25 protein-coding genes are annotated in these 24,584 nt (G+C 72.2%); 11 read left to right on the top strand and 14 right to left on the bottom strand.

The features are described 5' to 3' along the window. Nucleotides 1–26: 26 nt before the first annotated feature. The 3 genes from tsaB to P0084_RS05995 all read right to left on the bottom strand — a co-directional run bounded on the left by tsaB (nucleotide 27) and on the right by P0084_RS05995 (nucleotide 2,782). Entirely contained in the window at nucleotides 27–641 is a 615-nt protein-coding gene (gene tsaB, locus P0084_RS06005) for a tRNA (adenosine(37)-N6)-threonylcarbamoyltransferase complex dimerization subunit type 1 TsaB (RefSeq protein WP_308915914.1), read from the bottom strand. Next, nucleotides 634–1,194, bottom strand: coding sequence for a NifU family protein (locus P0084_RS06000; protein WP_308915913.1), 561 nt, complete (start codon nucleotides 1,192–1,194; stop codon nucleotides 634–636). Before P0084_RS06000 ends, tsaB begins: the two co-directional genes overlap by 8 nt. A gap of 94 nt (nucleotides 1,195–1,288) precedes the next feature. After that, nucleotides 1,289–2,782, bottom strand: a complete 1,494-nt coding sequence (locus P0084_RS05995; RefSeq protein WP_308915912.1) for a hypothetical protein — start codon at nucleotides 2,780–2,782, stop codon at nucleotides 1,289–1,291. A 268-nt stretch (nucleotides 2,783–3,050) separates the two neighbouring features. Between P0084_RS05995 and P0084_RS05990 the strand changes: the two genes are divergently transcribed. Beyond that, on the top strand, nucleotides 3,051–4,373 hold the full coding sequence (locus P0084_RS05990; protein ID WP_308915911.1) for a serine hydroxymethyltransferase: 1,323 nt from the start codon (nucleotides 3,051–3,053) through the stop codon (nucleotides 4,371–4,373). Nucleotides 4,374–4,391: 18 nt separating this feature from the next. On the opposite strand, the gene P0084_RS05985 is transcribed toward P0084_RS05990, so the two are convergent. Continuing rightward, nucleotides 4,392–5,882, bottom strand: a complete 1,491-nt coding sequence (locus tag P0084_RS05985) for a pseudouridine synthase (protein WP_308915910.1) — start codon at nucleotides 5,880–5,882, stop codon at nucleotides 4,392–4,394. Between the two features lie 79 nt (nucleotides 5,883–5,961). Between P0084_RS05985 and P0084_RS05980 the strand changes: the two genes are divergently transcribed. Further along, on the top strand, nucleotides 5,962–6,405 hold the full coding sequence (locus P0084_RS05980; RefSeq protein ID WP_308915909.1) for a nucleoside deaminase: 444 nt from the start codon (nucleotides 5,962–5,964) through the stop codon (nucleotides 6,403–6,405). Nucleotides 6,406–6,421: 16 nt separating this feature from the next. On the opposite strand, the gene P0084_RS05975 is transcribed toward P0084_RS05980, so the two are convergent. From P0084_RS05975 to P0084_RS05960, 4 genes are read right to left on the bottom strand one after another with little or no spacing between them, the layout of a single operon-like run. Beyond that, nucleotides 6,422–7,372, bottom strand: a complete 951-nt coding sequence (locus P0084_RS05975; protein ID WP_308915908.1) for a P1 family peptidase — start codon at nucleotides 7,370–7,372, stop codon at nucleotides 6,422–6,424. Continuing rightward, complete coding sequence (locus P0084_RS05970) at nucleotides 7,369–7,692, bottom strand: hypothetical protein (RefSeq protein ID WP_308915907.1); 324 nt, start codon at nucleotides 7,690–7,692, stop codon at nucleotides 7,369–7,371. Before P0084_RS05970 ends, P0084_RS05975 begins: the two co-directional genes overlap by 4 nt. Then, the gene (locus tag P0084_RS05965; RefSeq protein ID WP_308915906.1) at nucleotides 7,689–8,039 is read right to left on the bottom strand and encodes a cupin domain-containing protein; all 351 of its coding nucleotides are present in this window, start codon (nucleotides 8,037–8,039) and stop codon (nucleotides 7,689–7,691) included. Before P0084_RS05965 ends, P0084_RS05970 begins: the two co-directional genes overlap by 4 nt. Nucleotides 8,040–8,055: 16 nt before the next feature. After that, nucleotides 8,056–8,796, bottom strand: a complete 741-nt coding sequence (locus P0084_RS05960; RefSeq protein ID WP_308915905.1) for a glucose 1-dehydrogenase — start codon at nucleotides 8,794–8,796, stop codon at nucleotides 8,056–8,058. A gap of 98 nt (nucleotides 8,797–8,894) precedes the next feature. Between P0084_RS05960 and P0084_RS05955 the strand changes: the two genes are divergently transcribed. Beyond that, on the top strand, nucleotides 8,895–9,674 hold the full coding sequence (locus P0084_RS05955; RefSeq protein WP_308915904.1) for an SDR family oxidoreductase: 780 nt from the start codon (nucleotides 8,895–8,897) through the stop codon (nucleotides 9,672–9,674). A gap of 86 nt (nucleotides 9,675–9,760) precedes the next feature. On the opposite strand, the gene P0084_RS05950 is transcribed toward P0084_RS05955, so the two are convergent. Continuing rightward, entirely contained in the window at nucleotides 9,761–10,450 is a 690-nt protein-coding gene (locus tag P0084_RS05950) for a hypothetical protein (protein ID WP_308915903.1), read from the bottom strand. Nucleotides 10,451–10,535: 85 nt separating this feature from the next. Here P0084_RS05950 and nudC point away from each other — a divergent pair, with 85 nt between their 5' ends. From nudC to P0084_RS05935, 3 genes are all read left to right on the top strand, one after another. Then, nucleotides 10,536–11,489: an NAD(+) diphosphatase gene (gene nudC / locus P0084_RS05945; RefSeq protein WP_308915902.1), complete on the top strand. Its 954-nt coding sequence runs from the start codon at nucleotides 10,536–10,538 to the stop codon at nucleotides 11,487–11,489. Next, entirely contained in the window at nucleotides 11,489–11,950 is a 462-nt protein-coding gene (locus P0084_RS05940) for a CoxG family protein (protein WP_308915901.1), read from the top strand. Before nudC ends, P0084_RS05940 begins: the two co-directional genes overlap by 1 nt. 93 nt (nucleotides 11,951–12,043) lie before the next feature. Then, on the top strand, nucleotides 12,044–13,246 hold the full coding sequence (locus P0084_RS05935) for an SMP-30/gluconolactonase/LRE family protein (protein WP_308915900.1): 1,203 nt from the start codon (nucleotides 12,044–12,046) through the stop codon (nucleotides 13,244–13,246). Between the two features lie 32 nt (nucleotides 13,247–13,278). Here P0084_RS05935 and P0084_RS05930 read toward each other — a convergent pair whose 3' ends face one another. The 5 genes from P0084_RS05930 to ptsP form a co-directional block, all read right to left on the bottom strand. Next, complete coding sequence (locus P0084_RS05930) at nucleotides 13,279–14,406, bottom strand: carboxylate-amine ligase (RefSeq protein WP_308915899.1); 1,128 nt, start codon at nucleotides 14,404–14,406, stop codon at nucleotides 13,279–13,281. A 341-nt stretch (nucleotides 14,407–14,747) separates the two neighbouring features. Then, nucleotides 14,748–15,086 carry a hypothetical protein gene (locus P0084_RS05925; protein ID WP_308915898.1) on the bottom strand — a complete coding sequence of 113 codons (339 nt, stop codon included), beginning with the start codon at nucleotides 15,084–15,086 and terminating at the stop codon, nucleotides 14,748–14,750. A gap of 2 nt (nucleotides 15,087–15,088) precedes the next feature. Next, nucleotides 15,089–16,606, bottom strand: a complete 1,518-nt coding sequence (locus P0084_RS05920) for a hypothetical protein (RefSeq protein ID WP_308915897.1) — start codon at nucleotides 16,604–16,606, stop codon at nucleotides 15,089–15,091. Further along, nucleotides 16,596–17,354: a hypothetical protein gene (locus tag P0084_RS05915; RefSeq protein WP_308915896.1), complete on the bottom strand. Its 759-nt coding sequence runs from the start codon at nucleotides 17,352–17,354 to the stop codon at nucleotides 16,596–16,598. Before P0084_RS05915 ends, P0084_RS05920 begins: the two co-directional genes overlap by 11 nt. Nucleotides 17,355–17,491: 137 nt before the next feature. Beyond that, on the bottom strand, nucleotides 17,492–19,729 hold the full coding sequence (ptsP, locus tag P0084_RS05910; RefSeq protein ID WP_308915895.1) for a phosphoenolpyruvate--protein phosphotransferase: 2,238 nt from the start codon (nucleotides 19,727–19,729) through the stop codon (nucleotides 17,492–17,494). A gap of 347 nt (nucleotides 19,730–20,076) precedes the next feature. Here ptsP and P0084_RS05905 point away from each other — a divergent pair, with 347 nt between their 5' ends. From P0084_RS05905 to xylA, 5 genes are read left to right on the top strand one after another with little or no spacing between them, the layout of a single operon-like run. Next, nucleotides 20,077–20,820: an SDR family NAD(P)-dependent oxidoreductase gene (locus P0084_RS05905; protein WP_308915894.1), complete on the top strand. Its 744-nt coding sequence runs from the start codon at nucleotides 20,077–20,079 to the stop codon at nucleotides 20,818–20,820. Nucleotides 20,821–20,824: 4 nt separating this feature from the next. After that, nucleotides 20,825–21,532 carry an ABC transporter permease gene (locus P0084_RS05900; protein WP_308915893.1) on the top strand — a complete coding sequence of 236 codons (708 nt, stop codon included), beginning with the start codon at nucleotides 20,825–20,827 and terminating at the stop codon, nucleotides 21,530–21,532. Next, entirely contained in the window at nucleotides 21,519–22,238 is a 720-nt protein-coding gene (locus tag P0084_RS05895) for an ATP-binding cassette domain-containing protein (RefSeq protein ID WP_308915892.1), read from the top strand. Before P0084_RS05900 ends, P0084_RS05895 begins: the two co-directional genes overlap by 14 nt. Next, nucleotides 22,235–23,071, top strand: a complete 837-nt coding sequence (locus tag P0084_RS05890; protein WP_308915891.1) for an ABC transporter substrate-binding protein — start codon at nucleotides 22,235–22,237, stop codon at nucleotides 23,069–23,071. Before P0084_RS05895 ends, P0084_RS05890 begins: the two co-directional genes overlap by 4 nt. A gap of 58 nt (nucleotides 23,072–23,129) precedes the next feature. After that, a complete protein-coding gene (gene xylA, locus P0084_RS05885; protein ID WP_308915890.1) occupies nucleotides 23,130–24,434 on the top strand; it encodes a xylose isomerase in 1,305 nt (434 codons plus the stop codon). Nucleotides 24,435–24,584 lie beyond the last annotated feature (150 nt).

Raw genomic sequence — 24,584 nt, 5'->3', positions numbered from 1 at the left:
TCAGCTTAGCGAACGGGCATCCTGAATCAATGCGGAAGGATGACGGGCGGCGGATCGGCGGGCGGCGCGGCATCGGCAGGCTGCGGATAGATGGGAGCCGGCGGGGGCACGGGCTCCGATGCCCCACCGGCCAGCCGGGCGATCGACGCGGCCAGGGGGGCGGGCGCGACCGAGGGGGCGGCGACCATGGCGGCGGCGGGGCCGGTCACGCGACCGGGCCATCCCTCCGGCGGTGGCAGGTTCGCGTCGCGTGTCACCAGCCGTCCCCCCCAGCCCAGGTGGATCCGGTGGCGGGGCGCGGGCAGAGCCACGCACACGTCGTCGAGCCCATCCGAATACGCCACGACCGATCCCACCCCCACGGCCCGCACGTCCAGTCCCAGCGCCAGGCCGCGCGCGGCGGAGATCGCGATGCGCAGCCCGGTGAAGTTGCCCGGCCCGGTTCCGACGCCGATACGGTCGAGGTCGGTCCAGCTCAGCCCCGCGATGCGCAGCACGTCCTCCACCAGGGGCATCAGGCGCTCGGCCTGCCCCCGCTGCATCGGCTCGAACGTTTCGGCCAGGACGGCGCCCCCGCGAAGGACGGCACAGGCGCAATGGGGGCCGGACGTGTCGAACCCCAGGACCGTGCGGTCAGACACCGACGGGCCGCACCTCCAGCACTTCGGGGATGTAGTGACGCAGGAGGTTCTCGATGCCCATCTTCAACGTCATCGTGGACGACGGACAGCCCGCGCAGGCGCCCCGCATCTGCAGATACACGACGCCGCGATCGAAGCCGTGGAACGTGATGTCGCCCCCATCCTGCGCCACGGCGGGGCGGACACGCGTGTCCAGCAGCTCCTTGATCTGCCCCACGACCTGGGTGTCGGCCTCGTCGTGGTTGGCGCCGTGCGCAGCCTGCGTCTCGCCCTCCATCACGGGGTCGCCGGACTGGAAGTGGTCCATGATCGCACCCAGGATGGCGGGCTTCACGTGGTCCCATTCGGTGCCGTCGTCCTTCGTGACCGTCACGAAGTCGTTGCCCAGGAACACCCCGCCCACGCCCGACACGCCGAAGATCCGGCGTGCCAGGGGCGACGGGGCGCCCGCATCGGCGTCGGGGAAGTCGGCGGTGCCCGCGTCCAGCACGGTCTGCCCCGGCAGGAACTTCAACGTCGCGGGATTCGGCGTCGTCTCGGTCTGGATGAACATGGCAGCCCCCTTCGCTAGCGGAGGATACAGGTGCCAACGGACGCGCGGCGTGTCAAGGTTTTGGAACGGTTCTAAGATGACGGGGCGGTCTGCGTCAGCGATCCTCGCACATCAGCGTGACCACCGCCCGACGGGCCTGTCCGGTCACGCCGACCCGCGTGCCCCGGCCACGGGTGTCCGCGGCCATGTACGGGACCCGTTCGCGCGTCAGGACTTCGGCCAGCCCCGTGGCGGACAGGGCGTCGCCGGTGCGGTCGCGGGTCCATACCCCGGCCACGACGTCGTCGCGCACGATCAGGGGGGCGCCCGCCTCGCCGCGGCGGGGCGCGCCCAGATCGTGCGCGATGCGGCGTCCCCCGTCATAGGTGCCGTCGGCGCGTCCCCGCAGGATCTGCGTTTCCGCCGCGCGCGGCGGCCGCGCCGCCGCATAGAGGGTGTCGTCCCGCGTCGGCGTGTCCCCGGCCAGGGCCAGCCAGTCGCCGCTGCGTCCCGGCGCGGCATAGACCGCGACGCCCGCGCGACGGTCGGTCGCGACGGGCTGCAGGCGCGTCCCGTCGGCCAGCGCCACGCGGCGGCAGAGGTCCGCGATGGCATCCGTCGTCACGATGTCGGTGGTGTTCACGAAGAAGCCGGACGCGGCACGGATCTGCGGCGTGAGGTCCGGGCGCGGCAGGGGATCGGTCGCCTGCGGACGGGGCTGCTGCGGCTCGGGCTCGGGCTCGTCGTCGAGCAGGCGGTCCAGGGCACGGTCCAGCACCAGCCCCAGCACGCGGTCCAGGGGGTCGCCCCCGCCGGGCTGCGGTCGCGGGGCCTCCGCCACCTCCGGGCCGGGCAGGTTGGATGCGCCGCGCAGCAGCGCGCCCAGCACGGGCCCCGATCGGGGGTCGAGCGGGCCGATCCGTTCCCGTGCGAAGGACGACGCGATCAGTCCCATCCGGCCTTCGTTCGCCGCGTCCGCGAGCACCATGTGCGTCATCCACACCCCGCCGCCGAAGTCGGATCTCATGTACACCTCCCGCCCCTCGCGCATGGACGCGGCCGTGACGATGCGGCGATCCTCCGACAGGCGGTACGGATCGGTGCCGCGGGGTGCGTCGGCGGCCACCGCATCGTGCAGGTCGATCGGATTGCGCGTGTCGATCCGCGAAACCAGGATCAAGCCGCCGTCGGGCGACACGAAGCGCGTCTCGTCCCCGAGGTCCTGCCGGTCCAGGAGCCCGTCGGGCCGCAGGTGGAACACGCGTTCGGCGTCGTGCCAGACCGGCCCCCAGTCGTTGGCGTCCCATTCGGCGTCATAGGCCCGCATCAGGGACCGGACGTCGCGCCACGTGGCGCCGCGCACCCGGCTCGTGCGCGCGGCGTAGCTGTCCAGCGCCGCCCGGCTGCCGCGACCCCACAGACCGTCCAGCAACGCGTCGTAATCGCCCTGCAGCGCCAACGCGGCTTGCAGCGTGCGGCGTTCGGACCGGGTCAGCACGCCCGGGTCGAAGGGCGCGGACAAACGGATGGACCGGGCCTGCGCGTCGGCGGGCAGGGGCGCGGCCAGGGGCAGCGCCAGGGCGAGGATCAGGCAGGCGAGGCGCAGCATGGGCAGGGCTCCGTTCGGACGGGTCTGGAAGGGCAACTAGTCGCCACGGGCCGTGTTTCGAGGGAACGGAGGACTTCCGGACCACTCGGCCCGGCCGGGCGATGCCGTCCGGCGCCCGGGCGATCGTCCGGGTCGCGATGGCCGACGCATGGTCCGGAACGGTCGCACCGCATATCGCCCCCCCCCGCCGCATCCGATCCTCTTTCGGGGTCGCGGCCGCCGACCGACGGGTACTAGTAAGGATCGCGACACCATTGGGAGGACGACCATGACGACCTTGGCACGACGCGGTTGGGTGCCGGACGGCGTGGAGCTTCTGGTCCGCGACGTGGCTTGCGCCACGGCGGAAGCCGATGCGGCGGCCGTGGCCCGGCGCATCGCCGCGGCGGTGGAGCGCAACCGGGCGATCCACGACGAGGAGTGCTTCAACCTCAATCCCGCCGCCAACGTGATGAACCCCGCCGCCGAGGCCTTGCTGGCCTCGGGCCTCGGCACCCGGCCGTCCCTGGGCTATCCGGGCGAGAAGTACGAGATGGGGCTGGAAGGCGTGGAGGAGGTCGAGATCGTGGCCGCGGCCCTCGCCGCCGAGATCTTCGACGCGGCCTTCGCCGAGATCCGCGTGGGTTCGGGCGCGCTGGCGAACCTTTATGCGTTCATGGCGGTCTGCCGGCCGGGGGACGCCGTGATCGTTCCGCCCGCCGCCATCGGCGGGCACGTGACGCACCACGCCGCCGGATGCGCCGGCCTCTACGGGCTTGCGATCCACGAGGCGCCGGTGGACGCGGACGGGTACACCGTCGATCCGGGCGGATTGCGGGATCTCGTACGCGACGTGCGGCCCCGGATGATCACGGTGGGCGGCAGCCTGAACCTGTTTCCGCATCCCACGGGCGCCATCCGCGAGATCGCCGACACGGTCGGCGCGACCGTGCTGTTCGATGCGGCGCACCAATGCGGGATGATCGCCGGGCGGGCCTGGCCCAATCCGTTGGACGAGGGCGCCCATCTGATGACCATGAGCACCTACAAGTCGCTGGGCGGGCCGGCGGGCGGCTTGATCGTCACCCGGGACGCGGATCTCGCCGAACGACTGGATCGCATCGCCTTTCCCGGGCTGACGGCCAACTTCGATGCGGGGCGGGTGGCGGCGCTGGCGATGGCCCTGCTGGACTGGCGCACGTTCGGACGGGACTACGCCGCCGAGATGGTCGCGGTCTCGCAAGCGCTGGCCGAAGCGCTGGCGGTCCGCGACCTGCCGGTCTTCGAGACCCCGCGCGGCCGGACCGAAAGCCACCAGTTTGCGATGGATGCGGCGCCGTTCGGGGGTGGGCAGCGCATGGCCCGCCACCTGCGGGAGGCGGGCCTCCTGACCTGCGGGATCGGGCTGCCCCGGCCGCCGGTGGCGGGGGACATGAACGGCCTGCGGTTCGGAACGCCGGAGATCGTCCGCCGCGGCGTGGGGGCGGGCGATGTCGCCGAGCTGGCCACGCTGGTCGCGGACGGATTGCGGGCGGACGATCCCGCGCGCGTGGCGCCCCGCACCGCGCGGATGCGCCGTCGTTTCACCGGCCTGCGCTTCGTCCGGTCGTGATGCAGGCGCGCCGGCCCCTTAGCCCTTGGGCTTCGGTCCCCTGGGCTTGCCCCGGATCGGCTTTCCCTTGCGGGGTCCGCTGCGCAGGCTCTTGGAGGGGTCGTTGCGCAGCCAGTCCAGACGTTCCTCCTTGGTCATCCTGGGCTTGTCCTCCCGATCGTTGCGCGTGATCGGCGGATGCGCGGTCCGCGGCTTGCCACCGGTCACCGGTCGGGGCGGGCGGGGCCCGTCCGGTCGGTCGCTCCGCGGCGGGCGGTTCCCCCGGGGGGCCTTCTGGTCGTCACGCGGCGGCCGGTCGCCCCGAGGACCCTTGCGATCGCCGCCCGGCCCCTTGCTGCCCGGCGGACGATCCGGCCCGCGCGGCGGCCGGTCCCCATCCTTGCGCCACGGCCGGTCGCCAGCGCCCTTGCGCGGCCCATCCCCACGGGGCGGTCCGTCGCCGCGCGGTTCCCGGGGTCCGTCCGGCTTCCGGTGCCGATCGCCGTCGCCGCCACGGGGCGCGCGGTCGGCCGTCCGCGGCCCGGACCCGTCCTTCCTGCCGGACCGGTCCGCCTTGCCGGGACGCCCGTTGCGGCGCGGCCCGCCTGCGCCCGCCTCGTCGTCGCGGCGATCCTTCGGCGGCCCTTCGCGCTTCGGCCGGCCCCGTCCGCCATCCACCAGCCGGTCGCCCGACGGCCGGGGGCGCCGTCCGGCGGCGCTGCCCGCCCCGTCGCGGCCCGCATCGGCGTCGCGGCGGCGAGGGCCGTCCCGGCGCCCGTCCGCGATCGCACCGTCGAACAGGTTGCCCAACTGGTCGCGCAGCGTCTTCGGTCGGACCTCCTCCACCGCGCCGGGGGCCAGCTTGCCCAGCTGGAACGGCCCATAGCTCACGCGGATCAACCGGTTCACCGCCGCGCCCACCGCGTCCATCGCGCGCCGCACCTCGCGGTTGCGGCCCTCGCGCAGGCCCACCGTCAGCCAGGCGTTCGCCCCCTGCACCCGGTCCAGTTCGACCTGCATGGGCGCGAAGGCCTCGCCATCGACCTCCAACCCCGCGCGCAGCTGGTCCAGCGCCTTCTCCGACGGCGCGCCGTTCACGCGCACGCGGTATCGCCGCAACCAGCCCGTGTCGGGCAACTCCAGCACTCGCTTCAACGCACCATCGTTCGTCAGCAGCAGCAGCCCTTCGGAGTTCAGGTCCAGCCGTCCGACCGACAGCACCCGCCCCAGTTCGGGGGGCAGCGCGTCGAACACCGTGTCGCGCCCCTTCTCGTCCTTCGCGGACGTCACCAGGCCCGTGGGCTTGTGATACAGCCACAGGCGCGCGGCTTCGGGCGCGGGCAGGGGGACGCCGTCCACGGTCACGGCGTCCCCCTCCGTCACGTGCGTGGCGGGGTTGCTGACGGTCCTGCCGTTCACCTTCACGCGGCCGTCCCCGATCATGGCCTCCGCGTCGCGCCGGGACGCCACGCCCGCCCGCGCGATGGCCTTGGCGATCCGTTCGCCCTGTCGTTCGGTATCGTCGGTCATCGCGGTGCCCTACGCCGGGCCCGGGTCCGGGGGAAGCCCCCGCTTGCCGCGGGCGGGGCGGTGGGCCAGGGATCGGGCCATGTTCCGCAGCTTCATGTCCGATGCCCTGGGCGCCGCCCGCGAGGCCGCCGCGCGGGGCGAGGTGCCCGTCGGTGCCGCCGTCAGCCGGGGTGGCGCGCTGCTGGCGGTGGCGGGCAACCGGTGCCGGGAGAGGTCGGATCCCACCGCGCACGCGGAGATCATCGCCATCCGCGCGGCCTGCGCCGCTCTGGGGTCCGAACGTCTGACCGGCTGCGTCCTGTGGGTGACTCTGGAGCCCTGCGCCATGTGCGCGGGCGCGATCGCCGCGGCACGGCTGGACCGGGTCCACTTCGCCGCCGCCGATCCCAAGTCGGGCGGCGTCTGCCACGGCGCGCGGGTGTTCGCGCATCCGCAAAGCCATCACGCCCCCGAGATCGTCGAAGGCGAGGGGGCGGTCGAGGCCGCGGCCCTGCTGCGCGATTTCTTCGACCGACGTCGTTGAGCCTATGGGCGGGGTCCTAGCCGAACCGCTCCCGGTGGCTCGGCAGGTGGCCCCCCGGTCCGGCGGCGCGCACGCCCGTCGCCACGGCCCGGGCCAGGCACTGCGCCGCCGCATGGCCCAGCCGCAGCCCGTCCCAGACCGGATCCGGCAAGGCCACCGCGCCCGTCGCGGCGGCGAAGACCAGATCCCCGTCCAGGGGCGTGTGCGAGGGCAGGATCGACCGCGCCAGCCCGTCATGCGCGGCCACCGCCAGCCGGGTCGCCTGCGCTTGGCTCAGCACGGCATCCGTGGCGACGATCGCGATCGTGGTGTTCTCCCCCCGCGCGGCATCGCCATAGGGCTCCCACCCGGGCGGCATCCGGCCCGGAACGTCCGGATCTGCGAAGAACCGGCCCGCCCCGTCGCAGACCCGCCCCAAGGCGTTCACCGCCACCAGCGCGCCGACGGTGACGCCGCATTCCAGCACCAGCGACGCCGATCCCAGACCCCCTCGCAGGTCCATGACGCCCGCGCCGAACCCCGCGCCCGCGCTGCCCAGGTCGAAATCCGACCCCGCCACTTCGAACGCCGCCCGCCCCAGGTCGGGATAGGGATTCGCGTCCCAATCCTTGTCGCCGCCGTTCAGCAGGTCGAACAGGATCGCCCCCGGTACGATGGGAACGCGGACGTCGCCGACGGCGAAGCCCCGCCCCGCATCCCGTAGGCCCGCCATCACGCCGTCGCAGGCCGCGAGTCCGAAGGCCGACCCGCCCGACAGGACGAGGGCGTCCACCTCCTGCACCAGCGTGTCGGGGGCCAGCAGGTCCGTTTCGCGCGTGCCAGGCGCGCCGCCCATGACGTGGACGGCGGCGGTGAAGGGGGCGTCGCCGGTCAGGACCGTGGTGCCCGACCGCAGGCGTTCGTCGTGCGCGTTGCCCACGCGCAGGCCCGCGACGTCGGTGATCCGGTCCCGGGGGCCGGGCCTCATTGCAGGGCCGCCCGCGTCACGTGGCCTTGATGGACGCCCAGGTCGCGCAGATGCGCGGTTTCGGGGAACCGCCCCGTCACCAGAGCGCCGGGCAGCACCAGGACGAGCACATCGCCCCCCGCCGCGCGGGCGAGGTCCGCGGCGACGGCATCGTCGAAATAGCCGCGCAGGCGGGGCAGGGGCGGGCCGGTCACGACCTCGACGTGGTCGAAGTCCGGGGACAGGGCATGGTCCTGCGCCACGTCCAGCAGATGGGCATAGGCGAGCTGCTGCGAGGCGAAGGGACCGGCCAGGACGTGGATGCGGGCGGCGAGCTTCATGCGGTCTTGCGAGCTTCGATCCGATGGCCGTCGTTCGTCTGCCGCACGCCCCTGGGCTCGATCAGCAGGATCTCCGCCTCCCGCTCGGCCCGGGGCCGGTGGGTGCGTCCCTTTGGCACGATGCACAACTGCCCTGGTTTGCAGACCTGCGGATCCTCCCCTTCGACGTCGATCGTGACCTCCCCCTTCAGGATCAGGAAGAAGTCGTCCGTGTCCTCGTGCAAGTGGAAGGGGAATTCGCCTTTCACCTTCACCACCATGACCTCGTTGTCGTTGTAGGTGGCAACCGTTTCGGGTGCCCAATGCGTCGCGATGTCCGACAGCCGTTCCTGCAGATCGACCTTCATGCTCCGTTTCCCCCGGTCATATGCACCGCCCCCCATCCACCTCCAACGCCACCCCCGTGATCATGCCCGCCGCGTCGGAGCACAGGAACGCCGCCGCCTCGCCCATGTCTTCGGGCGTCGAGAATCGCCCCAAGGGGATCGTCGCCAGGAACCTCGCACGCACCTCCGGCGTGTCCTCGCCCATGAACGACTTCAGAAGCGGCGTCTCGCCCGCCACGGGGTTGATCGCGTTCACGCGGATGCCGTCGGGGGCCAATTCCACTGCCATCGCCTTCGTGGCCGTGATCATCCAGCCCTTGCTGGCGTTGTACCAGTTCAAACGTGGCCGTGGGCTGACGCCCGCGGTGGATGCGACGTTGAGGATCGCGCCGCGACCGGCGGCCTTCATCGCGGGCACGATCGTGCGAGCGGAATGGAAGACCGACTTGGCGTTCACGGCCAGGACGCGATCGAAGTCGTCCTCCGACACGTCCTCCATGGGCGCGGGCAGGTGGGTGACGCCCGCGTTGTTCACCAGCACGTCGATGCGGCCCCAGCGGGCCATCGCGTCGTCGCGCAGGGATGCCCAGTCGTCCCCCTTCGACACGTCCACCGTCAGGTGAGCGCCGCCGATCTCGGCCGCCACGCCGCGCGCCGCGTCCCCGGCGATGTCCGCCACCAGCACATGCGCGCCCTCCCGCGCGAAGGCCCGCGCGATGCCCGCGCCGAAGCCCGATCCCCCGCCCGTCACGATGGCCGTCCTGTCCTGCATGCGCATGGTCGGTCCTCCCCGCGCATAGGGACCGCAAACGGGGTGGCGCGGCAAGGCCGGATGGGACAGTCTGCCCGTCGACGGAGACGCGATGGGAGGGGTCCATGGATCTGGGAATACGCGGCAAGCGGGCGCTGGTCTGCGCGTCCTCCAAGGGGTTGGGGCGTGGCTGCGCCGAGGCGCTGGCCGCCGAAGGGGTCGACCTGATCCTGAACGCGCGGGGGGCGGACGCGTTGGAGGCGACCGCCCAGGCCATTCGCGACGCGCACGGCGTGGACGTCGTGACCGTCGCCGCCGACGTGACCACCGCCGACGGGCAGGCGGCCGTGCTGAAGGCCGCGTCCTCGCCCGACATTCTGGTGACCAATGCGGGCGGGCCGCCACCGGGGCTCTGGTCGGACTGGGACCGCGACGACTTCATCGCGGCCCTCGACGCCAACATGCTGACGCCCATCGCGCTGATGAAGGCCTGCCTGCCCGCGATGATGGACCGGGGCTGGGGCCGCGTGGTCAACGTCACCTCGCAATCGGTGAAGGCCCCCATCCCGCAGCTGGGCCTGTCGAACGCCGCGCGCACGGGCCTGACCGGCTACGTGGCGGGCACCGCGCGGCAGGTGGCCGAAAAGGGGGTGACGATTAACAACCTGCTTCCTGGCATCCACGACACCGACCGCGCGACGGCGCTCGATACCGGCGTGACGAAGGCCCAGGGCATCACGATGGACGAGGCGCGCGCCAATCGCGAGGCCACGATCCCCGCCCGTCGCTACGGCACCCCGGCGGAGTTCGGAGCGGCCTGCGCGTTCCTGTGCTCGCAGCAGGCGGGGTTCATCGTGGGCCAGAACGTCCTGCTCGACGGGGGGGCGACGAACGCGACGATCTGAGCCGTCCGCCCACAGGGCGGGCGCGTTGCCCGGGCGGCGCATGATGGTGCCCCGACGCCATGCTTCGATGGCGACGCAGTTTCGGGTCAGGCGCGGAACATCCGCACCGCCATGCTGGCCACCCCCACCGCCCCGAACCCGGCGAGCGTCGCCACGATCCCGAACCCGTTCGCCGCCACGACACCCACCAGCGCCCAGGCGACCGCCGCCGCATAGGTCCAGACCGCCCGCCGCCACAGAACCGCCCCTGCGATCCCCAGCGCCACGACCAGGAACAGCACCGACCACCCCACCGGCCCGAAGGGCGGCAGGCCGTACCCCATCGCCAGGATCCCCAAAGACACGCAGGACGCCGCCGTCAGCCACCCGGCATAGAGCCCCACGGGCCACGCGAACCACATCCGGTCCCGACGGGGCGCGCGCAGCAGCGCCCAGACCGCGCCCCCCAGCATCGCCCAGATCAGCACGCTGGCCCAGACGGGCGAGGCGTTGGCGACCGGGATCCACACGGCCCCGACCCCCAGGCTGACGATCAGAGGCGGACGCGCGGCGTCCCAGCCCGCATCGTCGCGGCGGAACAGGACCCCGTACGCGGCCGACACGATCAGCCAGGCATAGATCGGGCCCCAGATCGCGAAGGCCCAGCCCGCGGGCTGTACGGGCGGTTCCTCGACCACGACGGGGAACTGCGACGGCTCGAACCCCGCGAAGCCGTCCACCAGCAGCGGGCTGGCCGCGAAGGCCAGCGACAGGATCAGGACGGCGATGGCCTTCATGGGACGACGGCTCCGGTGTGGCGGGGCGGTTGCCGTGCCCCCGTCCAGCAACTAGGGACCGCCCCGCGGCGGACCAGAGGATCCCATGACCAACACCATTTGGAGCGCGGAATCCGTGACCTTCGGGGGCGCGGGCCTCGACCGCGCCGACGACCTGCGTCGCGATCCCGGCGCTCTGGACCGCCTGCCGGCGCGGACCCTGCCGCTGTGGCGGGGCAAGCCATTGGTCGACGCGGACGGGGACGCGCTGGTCACGCTGCCGGGCCATGCCTTCCCCGACACGGGCTTTCCCGTGCTGATCGGGCGCCTGGACGGCCACGCCCTGTTCGCGCGCGACGTGTCCGCACTGAACATGGACGGCGACAACGAAGGGCTGGGCGCGTTCCTGGACCCGTCGCGCCAGACCCATGCCGACCTGCCGGCGGGGTCGTCGTTCGCCGAGCTGCGCGCCGTGATGACCCGCCTGTCCCCCCTGGACGCCGAGATCGCGGCATCGGCCAAGGGGGTGCTGGAATGGCACCGCACCCACGGACACTGCGCCCATTGCGGGGCCGCGACCATGTCGGGCATGGCGGGCTGGATGCGGGCGTGCCCGTCCTGCGGCCGCCAGCACTTCCCCCGCACCGATCCGGTCGTCATCATGCTGGTCACCCGCGGCAACCAGACCCTCGTCGGCCGGTCCCCCGCCTGGCCCGAAGGCTTCTACTCGTGCCTCGCGGGCTTCATGGAACCCGGCGAAACGATGGAGGGCGCCGTGCGCCGCGAGGTGTGGGAGGAGACGGGCGTGCGCTGCGGGACGGTCGACTACGTCGCCAGCCAGCCCTGGGCCTTCCCCCATTCGCTGATGCTGGGCGCGCATGCCCGCGCGACGTCGGACGACATCCGTTTGGACCCCGACGAGCTGGCCGACGCCCAGTGGATCGACCGCGAACGCATGATGGGGATCCTGTCGGGTCGGGACGATACGTTCAGCCCGGCGCGGCCCGGCGCCATTGCGCGGTTCCTGCTGGATGCCTGGGTCGCGGGGCGGCTGGACTGATGCGCCTGACCGCCTCCGAGCACGTCGCGGCCCCGATGGGCGCCGTCTGGGCCAAGCTGTTCGACCCCGACCGCCTGGAGGCCTTCGCCCGCCAGCGCGACCCCGCCATGGTCCGCACGCCGCCGGGTCCCGTGGGCCCCGGCACCCGATGGGACATGCGCCTGCCCGTGCAGGGCAAGGAGCGCGACGTGGCGCTGGAGCTGACCGCGCTGGACCCCCCGCACCGCGCCGATCTGAGCGCGGGGATCGAGGGCATGGTCCTTTTGGGCACCGTCGCCCTCGTGGCGGAAGGAACGGGCACCCGCATCGACCTGACCGTGGACGCCACGGCGCGCGGTTTCGCGGGGCGGCTGGTCCTGAAGGCCGTTTCGCTGGCGCAGGGCCAGATCGAGCGGACCCTGCGCGCCCGCATCGCCGACATGGCCCGCCGGATCGAGGCGGAGGCGGCGTCCGACCCATAGGCGGCGACCCGCCGACCGGGCAGAACCCATGCCGGTGACGCGCCCACCTGCGCATACGCTTTCCGGGCGGAAAGCACCGCATGGGAGGAACGCATGACCTATAGCAAGACCGGCCTGTCCCGCAGGCAGGCGCTGGGCGCCATCGGCGGGGGCGCCGCCGCGCTGACCGCCGTGGCCGCGAACGCGCAATCGACCGCGGTGGACCCGCGCAGCACCGTCACCGAACCGCGCCGCGACTTCGGGCCGGGCGCGGAGCCCAACGTCTATTTCTGGGATCCCGACCTGGTGTCGGTCGACGACCGCCTGTGGTCCGTGATGCAGCCCAACGCCAGCATCGAGCGCCTGTGGACCGGCGCGCGCTGGGCGGAAGGGCCGGCCTGGAACAGCGTCGGCAAGTTCCTGGTCTGGTCCGACATCCCGGAGAACCGGCAGATGCGCTGGCTCGACGAGGACGGGCATGTCAGCACGTTCCGCTATCCGTCCGGCAACTCGAACGGGAACACGTTCGACTATCAGGGGCGGCAGCTGTCCTGCGAGCACCTGAACCGCCGGGTGGTGCGCTACGAGCTGGACGGGTCGGTGACGGTGATCGCCGACACCTTCGAAGGGCAGCGCTTCAACAGCCCCAACGACGTCGTGGCCCATCCCGACGGCAGCTATTGGTTCACCGACCCGCCCTATGGCGGACAGCTCTACGAGGGGGCGCCGGATGCGGCGGGCGGACGGTCCAACCCCGACGGGCTGTTCGACCCGACCCTGGGCCAGCCGCCCGAGATCGGCGACTACGTGCGCGAGATGGACACCGCGACCTACCGCGTGGCGCCCGACGGCACGATCACCCGCGTGGCGGGCCACGACCAGACGCCGGACCCCAACGGGCTGTGCTTCTCGCCCGATCAGAGCATCCTCTACATCGCATCCACGGGACCGGGGCCGGGGGATGACGGGGACGGCGGCGAGGGGCTGATCTTCGCCTACGACGTGTCGGACGACGGCACGCTCGCGAACGGGCGGGTGTTCTCCGACTGCATGGTGGACGGGATCAAGTGCGGCCCCGACGGCCTGCGTTGCGACGTGGCGGGCAACCTGTGGGCATCGTCCAACGCGGGGCGGAACGTGGGCTATTCCGGCGTCACCGTCTGGGCGCCGGACGGCCAGTTGATGGGCCGCATCCGCCTGCCGGAGGTGTGCGGCAACGTCTGCTTCGGCGGGCCCAAGCGGAACCGCCTGTTCATGGCGGCGTCCCAGTCGATCTATTCGGTCTATACCGGCACCCAGGGCGCGGGTCCGGCCTGACGGTCCGACGCCTCCGCATCCGTGCGGGGGCGTCACACGCCTTCGGTGAACTCCGCCGCCAGATCGCGCACCACCGCCCGCAACGCCGCGCCCTCGTCCGCGCCGCCGTCCATCGCGGCGCGATAGGCCGCCACTTGCCGGGTCGCGCTGGACCCGTCCCGCGCGATGCCTAGCGCACGCTCGACCTCCGGCAGGCAGCCCAGGGCATCCGCATGGGGGCGGAGCAGATCGACCAATTCCTCCATCAGGGCGCCGAACGGGGCCGACTCGCCCCGGCCGAAGTCGATCATCGTCCCCTCGACCCCATAGCGCTGCGCCCGCCATCGGTTCTCGTCGATCAGGAACCGGTCGTAGATCCGCCACCGTTGGTTGCGCTGGTGCAGGTCGTGCAGCATCGCGAACAGCGACTGGATCACCGCGACGATGGCCACCGCGTCGTCGATCCGGGGGACCACGTCGCAGATCCGCGCCTCCAGGGTCGGGTACTTGTCGCTGGGGCGCAGATCCCACCACAGCTTGGTCGCATCCTCCATTACGCCGCAGCGCACGAAGGTGTCCACCGACCGGCGGTACTCGGCGAAGCTGCCCAGGCGCGGCGGCAGGCCCGTGCGCGGCATGTTGTCGAACACCGTCAACCGGTAGCAGCTCAGCCCCGTCTCCGTCCCCTCCCAGAACGGCGAGGACGCGGACAGCGCCAGCAGGTGCGGCAGGAAGTACGACACCTGATTCAAGAGGTCGATCCGCTGATCCTCGTCCTCCACCCCGACATGGACGTGCATCCCGCAGATCAGCATCCGCCGCGCCACGCCCGCCAGGTCGGCCTCCAGGTCGCGATAGCGGGCGCGGTCGGTGAAGACCTGCCGGCCCCATTCGGCGAAGGGATGCGTGCTGGCCGCGATGGGCACCACGCCGAACCGGTCGGCCACCGCCGCCACCGTGCCGCGCAGCCGGGCCAGGTCGTCGCGCACGGCCGCCACGTCCGCGCAGACGGCGGTGCCGACCTCCAACTGGCATTGCAGGAACTCCGGCGTGACCTGGTCGCCCAGGGCGTCCGCGCAGGCGTCGAACAGGCCGTCCGGCGCGGGCACCAGGTCGAACGTCTCCGGATCGACGAGCAGGTACTCCTCCTCGACGCCCAAGGACAGGGACGGGTCGGCCATTGCGGTGTCCTCCTCCACCTCGTTCCGAGGGAACGTCAGGCGGCGGGCGAACGTTGCGTCGATCCCTCGGGCATGGTTCCGGCGGCACGCCACGCATGCATGCGCCGCGCACGCCCGGATGCGGCGTCACAGGTCCAGGCGCGACGGGCCCGATCGGTCGTCCGGCCCCATGGCCCGAATGCGACCCTCGCAGGGACCTCCGCCGCGATGCCCGGTCGCTTCGGCCCGATCCCCCGCCCGAGCGCGGCCAGCGCCGCGGTCCGTCGCGACGGCGGAACCCCGCCCGCGGGAAAGGCCCGTCGTACCGCCCGCCGAGCCCTCCGGGCGATCGAAGGGCGTCGTCACACCTGGACCGAACCTCTTTCGAAGATCTCCTCCACGACGTCGCCCCCGTAGCTGTCGAACACCTCCTCGGCCGGCACGACGCGGTCCGTCTCGGCGGCACGACGCGACCGGAGGGTTCGGCCCGACCGATACACGGCGATGCCCGCCTCGCGCAGGGCGGCCCGGACCAGATCGTCCGGCATCGACGCGTCCAGCTTGGCCCTGTCCTGTTCGTTCACGATGGCGTCGAAGTCGCGGAGCCAGGCGCCATAGCCCCGCCATCTCGGATCCTCGAACGTCGCGGCGAGGATCGGACGACGGTCCCTCAGCAACGACACCAACTGCCAGAACTTCATCGCTACCTCGATCCGTACGGAATTGCGTCGACGTCATATCCCAAGCGTCGCCAGTATCGCGCCGCGGCCCGCCATTGGCGTTCCGTGATCCCGGCCCCGTCCCCGAAACGACCGGACCCGGCGTTGATCGTCACGGCGTTGTTCGGCCCGAACCATGCCTCGCCCCCGATGGAGGCGCGACTGCTGAGGTTGGTGTGCACGATGTTGCCCCGAGGCGTCGGGAACGGCGTCTGCTCCAACGCGATGTTGATGCCGCGTTCGTCGATCGTCCAAAGGTACTTCGCCGCGTCGTCCCCGTGGGTGCCCGGTACGACGTCGTCGAAGAGGCCGGCGGTGCGCGATTGCAGGCCCTGCTCCGCTCCGATCAGGCGCCCTTCGTTCGCCAGAAGCTCCCTTGCGGGCGGACGGAGGCGGCCGGTTCCACGATTGAGGCTGAACCGCCCCCAGATCCGCGTCTTCGCGACGCCGCGTGCGACCAGCACGCCGGCGCCCGCCGTGACCGCGCCCGCCGCGCCGCCCGTGACGCCCCCCAAGGCGGCGCCGTCCAGGCGGTCGATCGGCCCGCCCTCGTCCTGGCCCGCCCCCATCAGGGCGCCCGTGCCCGCCCCGGTGCGCGCGCCCGCGGCCACCGCGCCGCGCGCGCCACGGCCCGCCTGCACGGCGCGGCCCACGGCACCGCCCACCGGCACGAAGACCGTGGGGATCGCGCCCGCCACCTCGCCGCCGATGAAGGTGCCGGGGTTGGCGATCCGCCGCGCCTCCATGATCTGCCGTCGGGCGTCGACCGCTTCCTCGTAGGTCCGGGAGGTGATCATCGCGTCGAAGCCCGCCATCGCCTCGTCGCCGAAGCCGAAGGACGCCCCCTGTCCGCTGCCCCCGAAGAAGCTTTCCCACCGCGACGCCTCGCGCGCGCCGGTGACGAGCTGGTACTCGTCCCAGGCCCGCGCGCGTTCGTCGAGATAGTATTCTTGCTCCGCCGCATCCCAGTCGAGCGGCGAGGCGAGGTGATGACCGATGCGCGTCGCGCCGTGATACGCGCCCGTCAGGAACCCCCGGCTGATCTGGGTCCGCCGGCCGTTCCGTTCGGTCTGGGCGTCATAGGCGTCGTGGAACGCGCCCTCCTCCAGCCCCGCGGGGATGCCGTGCCAGTCGGGGCGGGCGTTCATCTCCAGCGCGCGCTGGCGGCGGACCTCCTCGATTCGGCCCTCCGCCTCGTCCATGGCCGCATCGGTGCCGTAGACGACGTAGAGTTGTTGGCTCGCCATGGGGATCCAGTGACGCGGACCCTCTCCCCGGTCGTCCAGGACCCCCTGCGCCACCCGATCGCCCGACGACAGGTCGTAGACGCGGTAGCCCAGGCCCGTAAGCGGCTCGCCGGTCTGCTCGTCGCGCGCGCCCGCCTCGACCCAGTTGTCGGGGCAGGTCTCGCAGACCTGACCCACCGCGCCCGAGGGCTGCCGGTCGGCGGCGGCGAAGCCCGCAGCGACCCGACCCGGGCCGCGGGGATCGTCAGGATCCATCCGCCACCTCCGCCGACGCGTCGCCGAAGCGGGCATAGAACGCGCCCATCGCATCGCACAGATCGCCGGGGGTGGCGGCACCCTCCACCATTCCGCGCAGATGCCCGAAGAGGGGATCGTCGAACCAATAGACCCCGTGGAGCAGCGCGCCACCCGCATAGGCCAGCCGCTGCCCCGCGGTGCGCAGGCCGTAGCCCTCCGCCTGCGCCAGCACCGCATCCAGGAACGCCCTGCGCCGCGCGGGCGTGGCGACCGTGGGACTCTGGGGCACCAGGCCGCCCAGCGCATCGGACATGCCGTCGCGGTCCGTCGGTCCACGCGCGTGCCCGCGCACCCGATCGACCAGCGCCGCGCCGCGCTCCGCCAGTCCGCGGCCGTCCCACGTGGCGCCGAGCCACGCTTCCGCCATGTCCCCCAGCATCGCGGTCCGCCGGGCCTCCGGGATCGCCTTGCGCCCCAAGGCATAGGCAACGGCATCGGCGAGCCGCGGGTCGTGCGGGAAGTGGAGGCCAAGGGCCAGGGCCACGACGACGACGCGGAAGGTCTCGCGCCGGCCGGTCACGCCGTAGCCGACCGCATAGTCCCGCACCCCGCGCACGAAGGCCACCACCTCGTCCTCCGACACCCCCAGTGCAGCCATGTGCCGGGGATGGAGTGCCACCAGCTCGATCGCCACCTCGCGGTCCCACGCGGCGGCCGCTCTTTGCTCGGCAGCACGGAAGAACTCACTGGACAATCGTAGGGTCATTGCGACCTCGCAAAGATACGGACGCTCAAATGCGGGTTACACCCTTTCCCCTTACCCGAGCGAATGCAACGGCGGCGTCCCGTATGGTGCGGAGACGGCGGATTTCGCCTCGGTCCTCCCCGCTCCCGACCTCACCCTCACCGCGTCCGCAGATACGCCATCACCGCTTCGCGCACCGACTGCTCCCCCGCCTCACGCGCCCGCGCGATGACGTCCCGCACCTGGCCCAGATCCGCACGCAGCAGGATGTGCTTCACCGGCCCGATGCTGGCGGGGCGCATCGACAGGCAGCGCAGGCCCATGGCGGCGAAGCACAGCGCCTCCACCGGGCGGCCGGCATCCTCGCCGCAGAAGCTGACCGGCGTTCCGACCTCGTCGCAGCGCGCGACGATCTGCTCCACGATGGACAGGAAGCTGACGTTCAACGTGTCGTAGCGTCTCCGCACGCGCTCGTTCTCGCGGTCGGCGGCGAAGAAGAACTGCTTCAGGTCGTTGCCACCGATCGAAATGAAGTCCGCTTCCTGGAAGAACCGCCGCGGCGCGAAGGCCATCGACGGCGTCTCGATCATCGATCCCACCTGCAGCGACGCGGGCAGGGGGTGGTCCAGCGACCGTTCGCGATGCAGCTCGCGGGTCAGGTGGGCGCGGGCCTCCAGAAACTCCTCCATCTGGGCGACGAAGGGGAACATGACGCGCAGGGGCCGGCCGTTGGCCGCGCGGATCAGCGCCTGCAGTTGCATCCGCATCACGCCGCGCTTGTCCAGGCCCACGCGGATCGCGCGCCAACCCAGCGCGGGGTTCGGCTCGTCGGCGGCCTTCATGTAGGGCAGGACCTTGTCCGACCCGATGTCGAGCGTGCGGAACGTGACCGGCTTGCCCCCCGCCGCGTCCATCACGCGGGCATAGAGCGACGCCAGATCGCCGCGCCGGGGCACGTGGTTGCGCACGAGGAACTGCAACTCGGTGCGGAACAGGCCCACGCCTTCGGCGCCCGACGACGGCAGCGACGGCAGGTCGGCCATCAGCCCCGCGTTCATCAGCAGCTCGACCCGCTGCCCGTCGCGGGTGACGCAGGGCGTGTCGCGGATCGCGGCGTATCGCTGCTGCGCGTCCGCGGCCATCGCCAGCTTGTCGTCGAAGGCGGCGCGGACCATGTCGTCAGGCCGCAAGTGGACGACTCCCTGGTCCCCGTCCACGAGGATCGGATCGCCCGACAGGGCCTCCTGCAGGATGCCGCGCGCCTGGATCACCAGGGGGATCGCCCAGGCGCGCGCCACGATGGCGGCGTGGCTTCCGACCGACCCCTCCTCCAGCACGACGCCGCGCAGCTTCTTGGCGCCGTATTCCAGAAGCTCGCCGGGGCCCAGGTTGCGCGCGACCAGGATCGCGCCGTCGGGCACGGGCGTGCCCCCGCGCCCCTGGCCCGTCAGCATCCGCAGCAGGCGGTGCGACAGGTCGTCCAGGTCGGCCAGGCGGTCGCGCAGATACGCGTCGCCCGCCTGCTCCATCCGGGTGCGCGCGGCTGTCTGCTCCTTTTCGACGGCGGCCTCCGCGGACAGGCCGGCATCGATGCTGGCCTCCATCCGTCGCAGCCACGACCGGGAATAGGCGAACATCCGGTACGCCTCGATCACCTCCGCCTGCGCGCGGTCGGCCTGGGCCGCGTCGAGCATCGAATCGACCGACAGGCGCAGCTTCTCGATGGCGTCGAGCAGGCGGGTGTTCTCCGATTCCGGGTCGTCGCTGATGGGCTTGGTGATGACCACGCGCGGGTCGTGCAGGTGGACCACGCCCGCCGCTGCGCCCTCCTGGCCGGTGACGCCCCGGAACAGGACCTGGGACGCGTGCGGGGCGCGCAGGGCCTCCCCTTCGCCGGTGAAGGCGCCCAGCTCCGCCATCTCGGCCAGCACCATGGCGACGACCTCCAGGGCATAGACCTCGTCGTCCGAATAGGTGCGCGCCGACTTCGACTGCACGACCAGCACGCCCAGCCGCTCGCCCACCCGCTGTACGGGCACGCCCAGGAAGCTGCTGAACACCTCCTCGCCGGTTTCGGGCATGTAGCGGAAGCCCCGCGTCCCCGGCGCGTCGGCCGTGTTGATCGCCGCCCGCCGGCGCGCGACGCGACCCACCAGCCCTTCGCCGATGCGCATGCGGGTGACATGCACGGCATCCGCGTTCAGGCCCCGCGTGGCACACAGCTCCAATGTGTCCGCATCGCGGTGCAGGTAGATCGAGCAGACGTCCGTGCCCATGGAATCAGCGACCATCGCAGTGATGCGGTCCAGCCGCTCCTGCCCGCGGCAATCTTCCGCCATGACGGCCTGGAGCCGCCGGAGCAGCTTGCGGCTCTCGGTTTCCTTGCGGGCGGGCATGGCGGTCGGTCGTCCCCTCGTTCGGGCGCCGGTATAGGCGATCGCCCGGGCGGGGGGAACGGGCGGCGGCACCGATCGGCGGCGACCGGTCGCATGGCGGGGGGAAGGACCAGTCCCGCGGGGGACGGGTCGATCCGGGGGATCGACCCGAGGTCCGCAGCGCGGTCCGCCCGCGTGGATCGTCGGATGCACCCCCCGAGCGTGACGGTCGCGCGACGATGGAACCGGCCCCCGGTACGCCGATCGTATGCACGGGGGGTGTACGGGGGGTGCACGGGGGGTGCACGCCGATTTACACCCGTTCCGTGCCGTGGAAGACGTCGGACGATACAGGCAGGGAGCAGGTCATGGCCGAACGGATCGCATTGGTGACGGGGGCCGCGCAGGGCATCGGACTGGCCTGCGCGGAGGCGTTGGCCGAGGACGGATGCACCGTCGTGCTGGTCGACATCCAGCCCAAGGTCAGGGATGTCGCGGCGGGGATGGGCGCCGCGGGCTATGTCTGCGACATGTCCGACACGGCCGATATCGCCTCGCTCTTCGACCGGGTGGAGGCGGAGGTCGGGCCCGTCGCCGTCCTGGTGAACAACGCCGCCGCCGCCATCGCCGCCGACTTCCTCGCGATGACGGAGCAGCAGTTCCGCCAATCCCTCGACCTGAACCTCGTCGGCGTCTTCGCGGCCACCCAGCGCGCCGCCAGGACCATGGTTTCGCAGGGGATCTCGGACGGCGCCATCGTCAACATGTCGTCGATCAACGCCCAGGTCGCCATTCCCCAGATCGCCGGCTATTGCGCGTCGAAGGGGGGCGTCATGCAGCTGACCAAAGTCGCAGCGCTCGCGCTGGCGCCACATGGGATCCGGGTCAACGCGGTCGGGCCGGGCAGCATCGACACGGCCATGATGGCCGCCGTCAACGCCGATCCGGCCGCCTTCGATCGCGCCATGTCCCGCACCCCCCTGAAGCGTCCCGGCACCGCGCGCGAGATCGGGGACGTGGTGGCGTTCCTGGCGAGCCCCAAGGCGGGCTACGTGACGGGCGAGACCGTCTACGTCGACGGCGGCCGCCTTGCGCTGAACTACACGGTCTGACCCGGTGGGCGACCTGTCCGCCGCGTTCGCCCTCGCGCTGGATCTCGTCCTGTCCGGCGACCCCGCCCTGTGGGAGGTGGTCGCTCTGTCCCTGCGCGTCAGCCTGACCGCCACCGCGCTGGCCTGTCTATTCGGCATTCCCATCGGCGCCGCGCTGGCGGTGGGGCGGTTCCCGGGGCGCGGGGCGGTCTTGGTGCTGGTCAACGCCTGCATGGGCCTGCCCCCCGTCGTGGTCGGGCTGCTGGTCTATCTGCACCTGTCCCGGGCGGGGCCGCTGGGGTTCCTGGGGCTGCTGTACACCCCCACGGCGATGATCGCGGCGCAGTGTATCCTGATCGCCCCCATCGTGATCGCCCTGTCGCGTCAGGTGCTGGAGGATCTCCACGCGGAGTACGACGCGCAGTTCCGCTCGCTCGGGCTGGGGCGGGCGGCGGTGGTCTGGGCGCTGATCGTGGACGGGCGGCACGCGCTGGCCACGGTGGCGCTGGCCGGGTTCGGGCGCGCCGTGGCCGAGGTGGGGGCCGTCATGATCGTGGGCGGCAACATCGACCACCTGACCCGCGTGATGACGACCGCCATAGCACTCGAAACGTCGCGCGGCGAGCTGGCCCTGGCCCTGGCGCTGGGCGTCGTGCTGATGGCGCTGGCCCTGGGCGTGAACGCCGCGGCGCAGGGCGCCCGGCTGGCGGGCGCGCGCCATGCGGCCGTCTGAGGGCGCGATCCCCTTGCTGCAGGCGCGGGCCCTGCGGCTGGAGCGGGGCGCCGCCGTGCCCGTGAACGGCGTGGACCTGACCCTTCCGGGCGGCGGCGTCACGGCGCTGATGGGTCCCAACGGCGCCGGCAAGTCGATGCTGCTGCATCTCCTGCACGGTCTGATCCCGCCCACCGACGGCCACGTCCTGTGGCGGGGGCGGCCGCTGGATCGGCTGGGGCGGCGGGCCCAGGCCATGGTGTTCCAGTCGCCCGTCCTGCTGCGGCGGTCGGTGGCGGCCAACGTGGACTTCGCGCTGCGGTCCCGGGGCGTACGGGACGCGGGCTTGCGCGACGGGCTTCTGGAGCGCGTGGGCTTGGCCGGTCTGGGCCGCCGCCCGGCGCGGGCCCTGTCAGGTGGCGAGGCGCAGCGCCTGGCCCTGGCCCGCGCCCTGGCCGTGGCACCCGACCTGCTCCTGCTGGACGAGGCGACGGGCCGCCTGGACCCCGCCTCCGTCGCGATGATCGAAGCGGTACTGATTGCGGAACGCGCGCAGGGCACGACCATCCTGATGGTGACGCACGATGTGGCGCAGGCGCGGCGGTTGGCCGATTCCATCGTGGTGATGGATGCGGGGCGCATCGTCGGCGACGGTCCCGCGCGGCGGTTCCTGGATGCCGGTCCCCGCGCGGTCCCACCGCCGGAAACGGGGATGCGCCGTCGATGACCGCCCGGGGATGGATGGCGGCGATCGTCCTGCTGGCCGCTCCCCCCGCCTCGGCGGAGCGCATCGTGGTCCAATCCACCACCTCGACGGCGCATTCGGGCCTCTACGACCACGTCTTGCCCCGCTTCGAGCGCGCGACGGGGATCGACGTCGCCGTGGTCGCGGTCGGCACGGGGCAGGCCATCCGCAACGCGCGCAATTGCGACGGCGACGTGTTGATCGTCCATGCGGAGGCGGAGGAGGAGGCGTTCGTCGCCGCCGGATACGGCATCGAACGGCACGACCTGATGGCGAACGACTTCGTCCTGATCGGGCCCGCCGCCGACCCCGCCGGCGTCGCGGGCCTGCCGATCGCGGATGCTATGACGCGCATCGCCGAGGCGCGGGCCGTCTTCGTGTCGCGCGGCGACGACAGCGGCACGCACCGTGCTGAGCGGCGGCTATGGGCGCGGGCGGGGGTCGATGCCGCGGCGGCCTCCGGCGCATGGTACCGGGAATCGGGGTCCGGCATGGGCGCCACGCTGAACGTGGCGGTCGGCATGGACGGCTATGCCCTGACGGACCGGGCCACCTGGGCGACGTTCGCCAACCGCGGCGACCACGCCATCGTGGTGCAGGGCGACCCTTCGCTCTTCAATCAGTACGGCATCGTCGCCGTGTCGCCGCAGGTCTGCCCGGACGGGAACGCCGACGACGCGGCGACCTTCGTGGAATGGATGCTCGGGCTCGACGGACAGGCGGCCATAGGATCGTACGTCGTGGAGGGGCAGGTCCTGTTCCACCCCAACGGGCAAGCGGACGCGATGCCGATGCGATCCCGCCCTACGCGTTGACCCGCCCCCGGGGGACCTGCGACACCGCCGCCGACCGAATTGGAAGGACCTGGATGCCATGAGCTACTTCGACGGAATCGACCCCATCCGCTTCGACCCGGACGGCGACGGGGACCTGGCGTTCCGGCACTACGACGCCGACCGGGTGGTGATGGGCAAGCCCCTGCGCGACCACCTGCGCTTCGCCGTCTGCTGGTGGCATTCCTTCGTTTGGGAAGGGGGCGACCCGTTCGGGGGGCAGACGTTCCAGCGGCCCTGGTTCCCCGGCGACACGATGGACCTGGCCAGGCAGCGCGTGGATGCGGCGTTCGATCTGTTCCGCATCCTGGGCGTGCCGTTCTACGCGTTCCACGACCACGACATCCGGCCCCAGGGGGCCAGCCTTGCCGAGAGCAACGCCCGGCTGGACGAGATCACCGACTACATGGGTCCGAAGATGGAGGGCGGGGGCCCGGGGCTCCTGTGGGGGACGGCGAACATGTTCTCCGACCGCCGCTACATGAGCGGGGCGGCCACCAACCCCGACCCGGACGTCTTCGCCTACTGCGCGTCGATCGTGCGCGCCGCCATGGGGGCCACGGTCAAGCTGGGCGGCGTCAACTACGTCCTGTGGGGCGGGCGCGAGGGCTACGAGACGCTGCTGAACACCGACATGGACCGCGAACTGCAGCAGATGGGGCGGTTCCTGTCGATGGTGGTGGAGCACAAGCACAGGATCGGCCTGAAGGGCGACATCCTGATCGAGCCCAAGCCGCAGGAGCCCACGAAGCACCAGTACGACCACGACGTCGCGACGGTCTATGGCTTCCTGAAGCGGTTCGGACTGGAAGGGGAGGTCAAGGTCAACATCGAGCAGGGGCACGCCATCCTGGCGGGGCACAGCTTCGAGCACGAGATCGCGACGGCCAACGCGCTGGGCATCTTCGGGTCGATCGACATGAACCGGAACGACTATCAGTCCGGGTGGGACACGGACCAGTTCCCCAACAACGTCCCCGAAGTGGCGATGGCCTACTACGAGATCCTGCGCGGGGGCGGGTTCGCGAACGGGGGCACCAACTTCGACGCGAAGCTGCGGCGTCAGTCGCTGGATCCGGTGGACCTGGTGGCCGCCCATGTGGGGGCGATGGACGTCTGCGCGCGGGGGTTGATGGCGGCCGCCGCGATGCTGGAGGACGGCGCGTTGGAACGGCGGCGCGAGGCCCGCTATGCCAAGTGGGACGAGGCGGAGAACGCGGCGATGCTGCACGGCGACGCGACGCTGGACGCGATCGCCGACCGGGCGGAGGGGGCGGGGCTGGACCCGCAGCCGGTATCCGGCGGGCAGGAGCGGTTGGAGAACCTGGTCAACCGCTACGTCTGAGCCGCCGGGGGGGGGGGGGGGCGTGCGCGCCCCGCGCACGGACGGCATCGAGGGCCGGCGAGGCCGGAAACCGTTTCGCTGCACTGCGGCGAAAATTTCTCCGGCCCGGGGGTGCGGAGGGTGCCCCGGTGCCATCAGTCTGTCGCCGAG

This window comes from Jannaschia maritima (assembly GCF_030973515.1).
Taxonomy (GTDB): domain Bacteria; phylum Pseudomonadota; class Alphaproteobacteria; order Rhodobacterales; family Rhodobacteraceae; genus Jannaschia; species Jannaschia maritima.
The sequence above is the reverse complement of the archived record's forward strand: the minus strand, read 5'-3'. Positions and strand labels throughout refer to the sequence as shown.

Excerpts from the sequence above, each read along its gene's own strand:
- P0084_RS06000 (WP_308915913.1), bottom strand. The coding sequence starts at position 1,194 with ATGTTCATCCAGACCGAGACGACGCCGAATCCCGCGACGTTGAAGTTC.
- P0084_RS05995 (WP_308915912.1), bottom strand. The coding sequence starts at position 2,782 with ATGCTGCGCCTCGCCTGCCTGATCCTCGCCCTGGCGCTGCCCCTGGCC.
- P0084_RS05990 (WP_308915911.1), top strand. The coding sequence starts at position 3,051 with ATGACGACCTTGGCACGACGCGGTTGGGTGCCGGACGGCGTGGAGCTT.
- P0084_RS05985 (WP_308915910.1), bottom strand. The coding sequence starts at position 5,882 with ATGACCGACGATACCGAACGACAGGGCGAACGGATCGCCAAGGCCATC.
- P0084_RS05980 (WP_308915909.1), top strand. The coding sequence starts at position 5,962 with ATGTTCCGCAGCTTCATGTCCGATGCCCTGGGCGCCGCCCGCGAGGCC.
- P0084_RS05975 (WP_308915908.1), bottom strand. The coding sequence starts at position 7,372 with ATGAGGCCCGGCCCCCGGGACCGGATCACCGACGTCGCGGGCCTGCGC.
- P0084_RS05970 (WP_308915907.1), bottom strand. The coding sequence starts at position 7,692 with ATGAAGCTCGCCGCCCGCATCCACGTCCTGGCCGGTCCCTTCGCCTCG.
- P0084_RS05965 (WP_308915906.1), bottom strand. The coding sequence starts at position 8,039 with ATGAAGGTCGATCTGCAGGAACGGCTGTCGGACATCGCGACGCATTGG.
- P0084_RS05960 (WP_308915905.1), bottom strand. The coding sequence starts at position 8,796 with ATGCGCATGCAGGACAGGACGGCCATCGTGACGGGCGGGGGATCGGGC.
- P0084_RS05955 (WP_308915904.1), top strand. The coding sequence starts at position 8,895 with ATGGATCTGGGAATACGCGGCAAGCGGGCGCTGGTCTGCGCGTCCTCC.
- P0084_RS05950 (WP_308915903.1), bottom strand. The coding sequence starts at position 10,450 with ATGAAGGCCATCGCCGTCCTGATCCTGTCGCTGGCCTTCGCGGCCAGC.
- nudC (WP_308915902.1), top strand. The coding sequence starts at position 10,536 with ATGACCAACACCATTTGGAGCGCGGAATCCGTGACCTTCGGGGGCGCG.
- P0084_RS05940 (WP_308915901.1), top strand. The coding sequence starts at position 11,489 with ATGCGCCTGACCGCCTCCGAGCACGTCGCGGCCCCGATGGGCGCCGTC.
- P0084_RS05935 (WP_308915900.1), top strand. The coding sequence starts at position 12,044 with ATGACCTATAGCAAGACCGGCCTGTCCCGCAGGCAGGCGCTGGGCGCC.
- P0084_RS05930 (WP_308915899.1), bottom strand. The coding sequence starts at position 14,406 with ATGGCCGACCCGTCCCTGTCCTTGGGCGTCGAGGAGGAGTACCTGCTC.
- P0084_RS05925 (WP_308915898.1), bottom strand. The coding sequence starts at position 15,086 with ATGAAGTTCTGGCAGTTGGTGTCGTTGCTGAGGGACCGTCGTCCGATC.
- P0084_RS05920 (WP_308915897.1), bottom strand. The coding sequence starts at position 16,606 with ATGGATCCTGACGATCCCCGCGGCCCGGGTCGGGTCGCTGCGGGCTTC.
- P0084_RS05915 (WP_308915896.1), bottom strand. The coding sequence starts at position 17,354 with ATGACCCTACGATTGTCCAGTGAGTTCTTCCGTGCTGCCGAGCAAAGA.
- ptsP (WP_308915895.1), bottom strand. The coding sequence starts at position 19,729 with ATGCCCGCCCGCAAGGAAACCGAGAGCCGCAAGCTGCTCCGGCGGCTC.
- P0084_RS05905 (WP_308915894.1), top strand. The coding sequence starts at position 20,077 with ATGGCCGAACGGATCGCATTGGTGACGGGGGCCGCGCAGGGCATCGGA.
- P0084_RS05895 (WP_308915892.1), top strand. The coding sequence starts at position 21,519 with ATGCGGCCGTCTGAGGGCGCGATCCCCTTGCTGCAGGCGCGGGCCCTG.
- P0084_RS05890 (WP_308915891.1), top strand. The coding sequence starts at position 22,235 with ATGACCGCCCGGGGATGGATGGCGGCGATCGTCCTGCTGGCCGCTCCC.
- xylA (WP_308915890.1), top strand. The coding sequence starts at position 23,130 with ATGAGCTACTTCGACGGAATCGACCCCATCCGCTTCGACCCGGACGGC.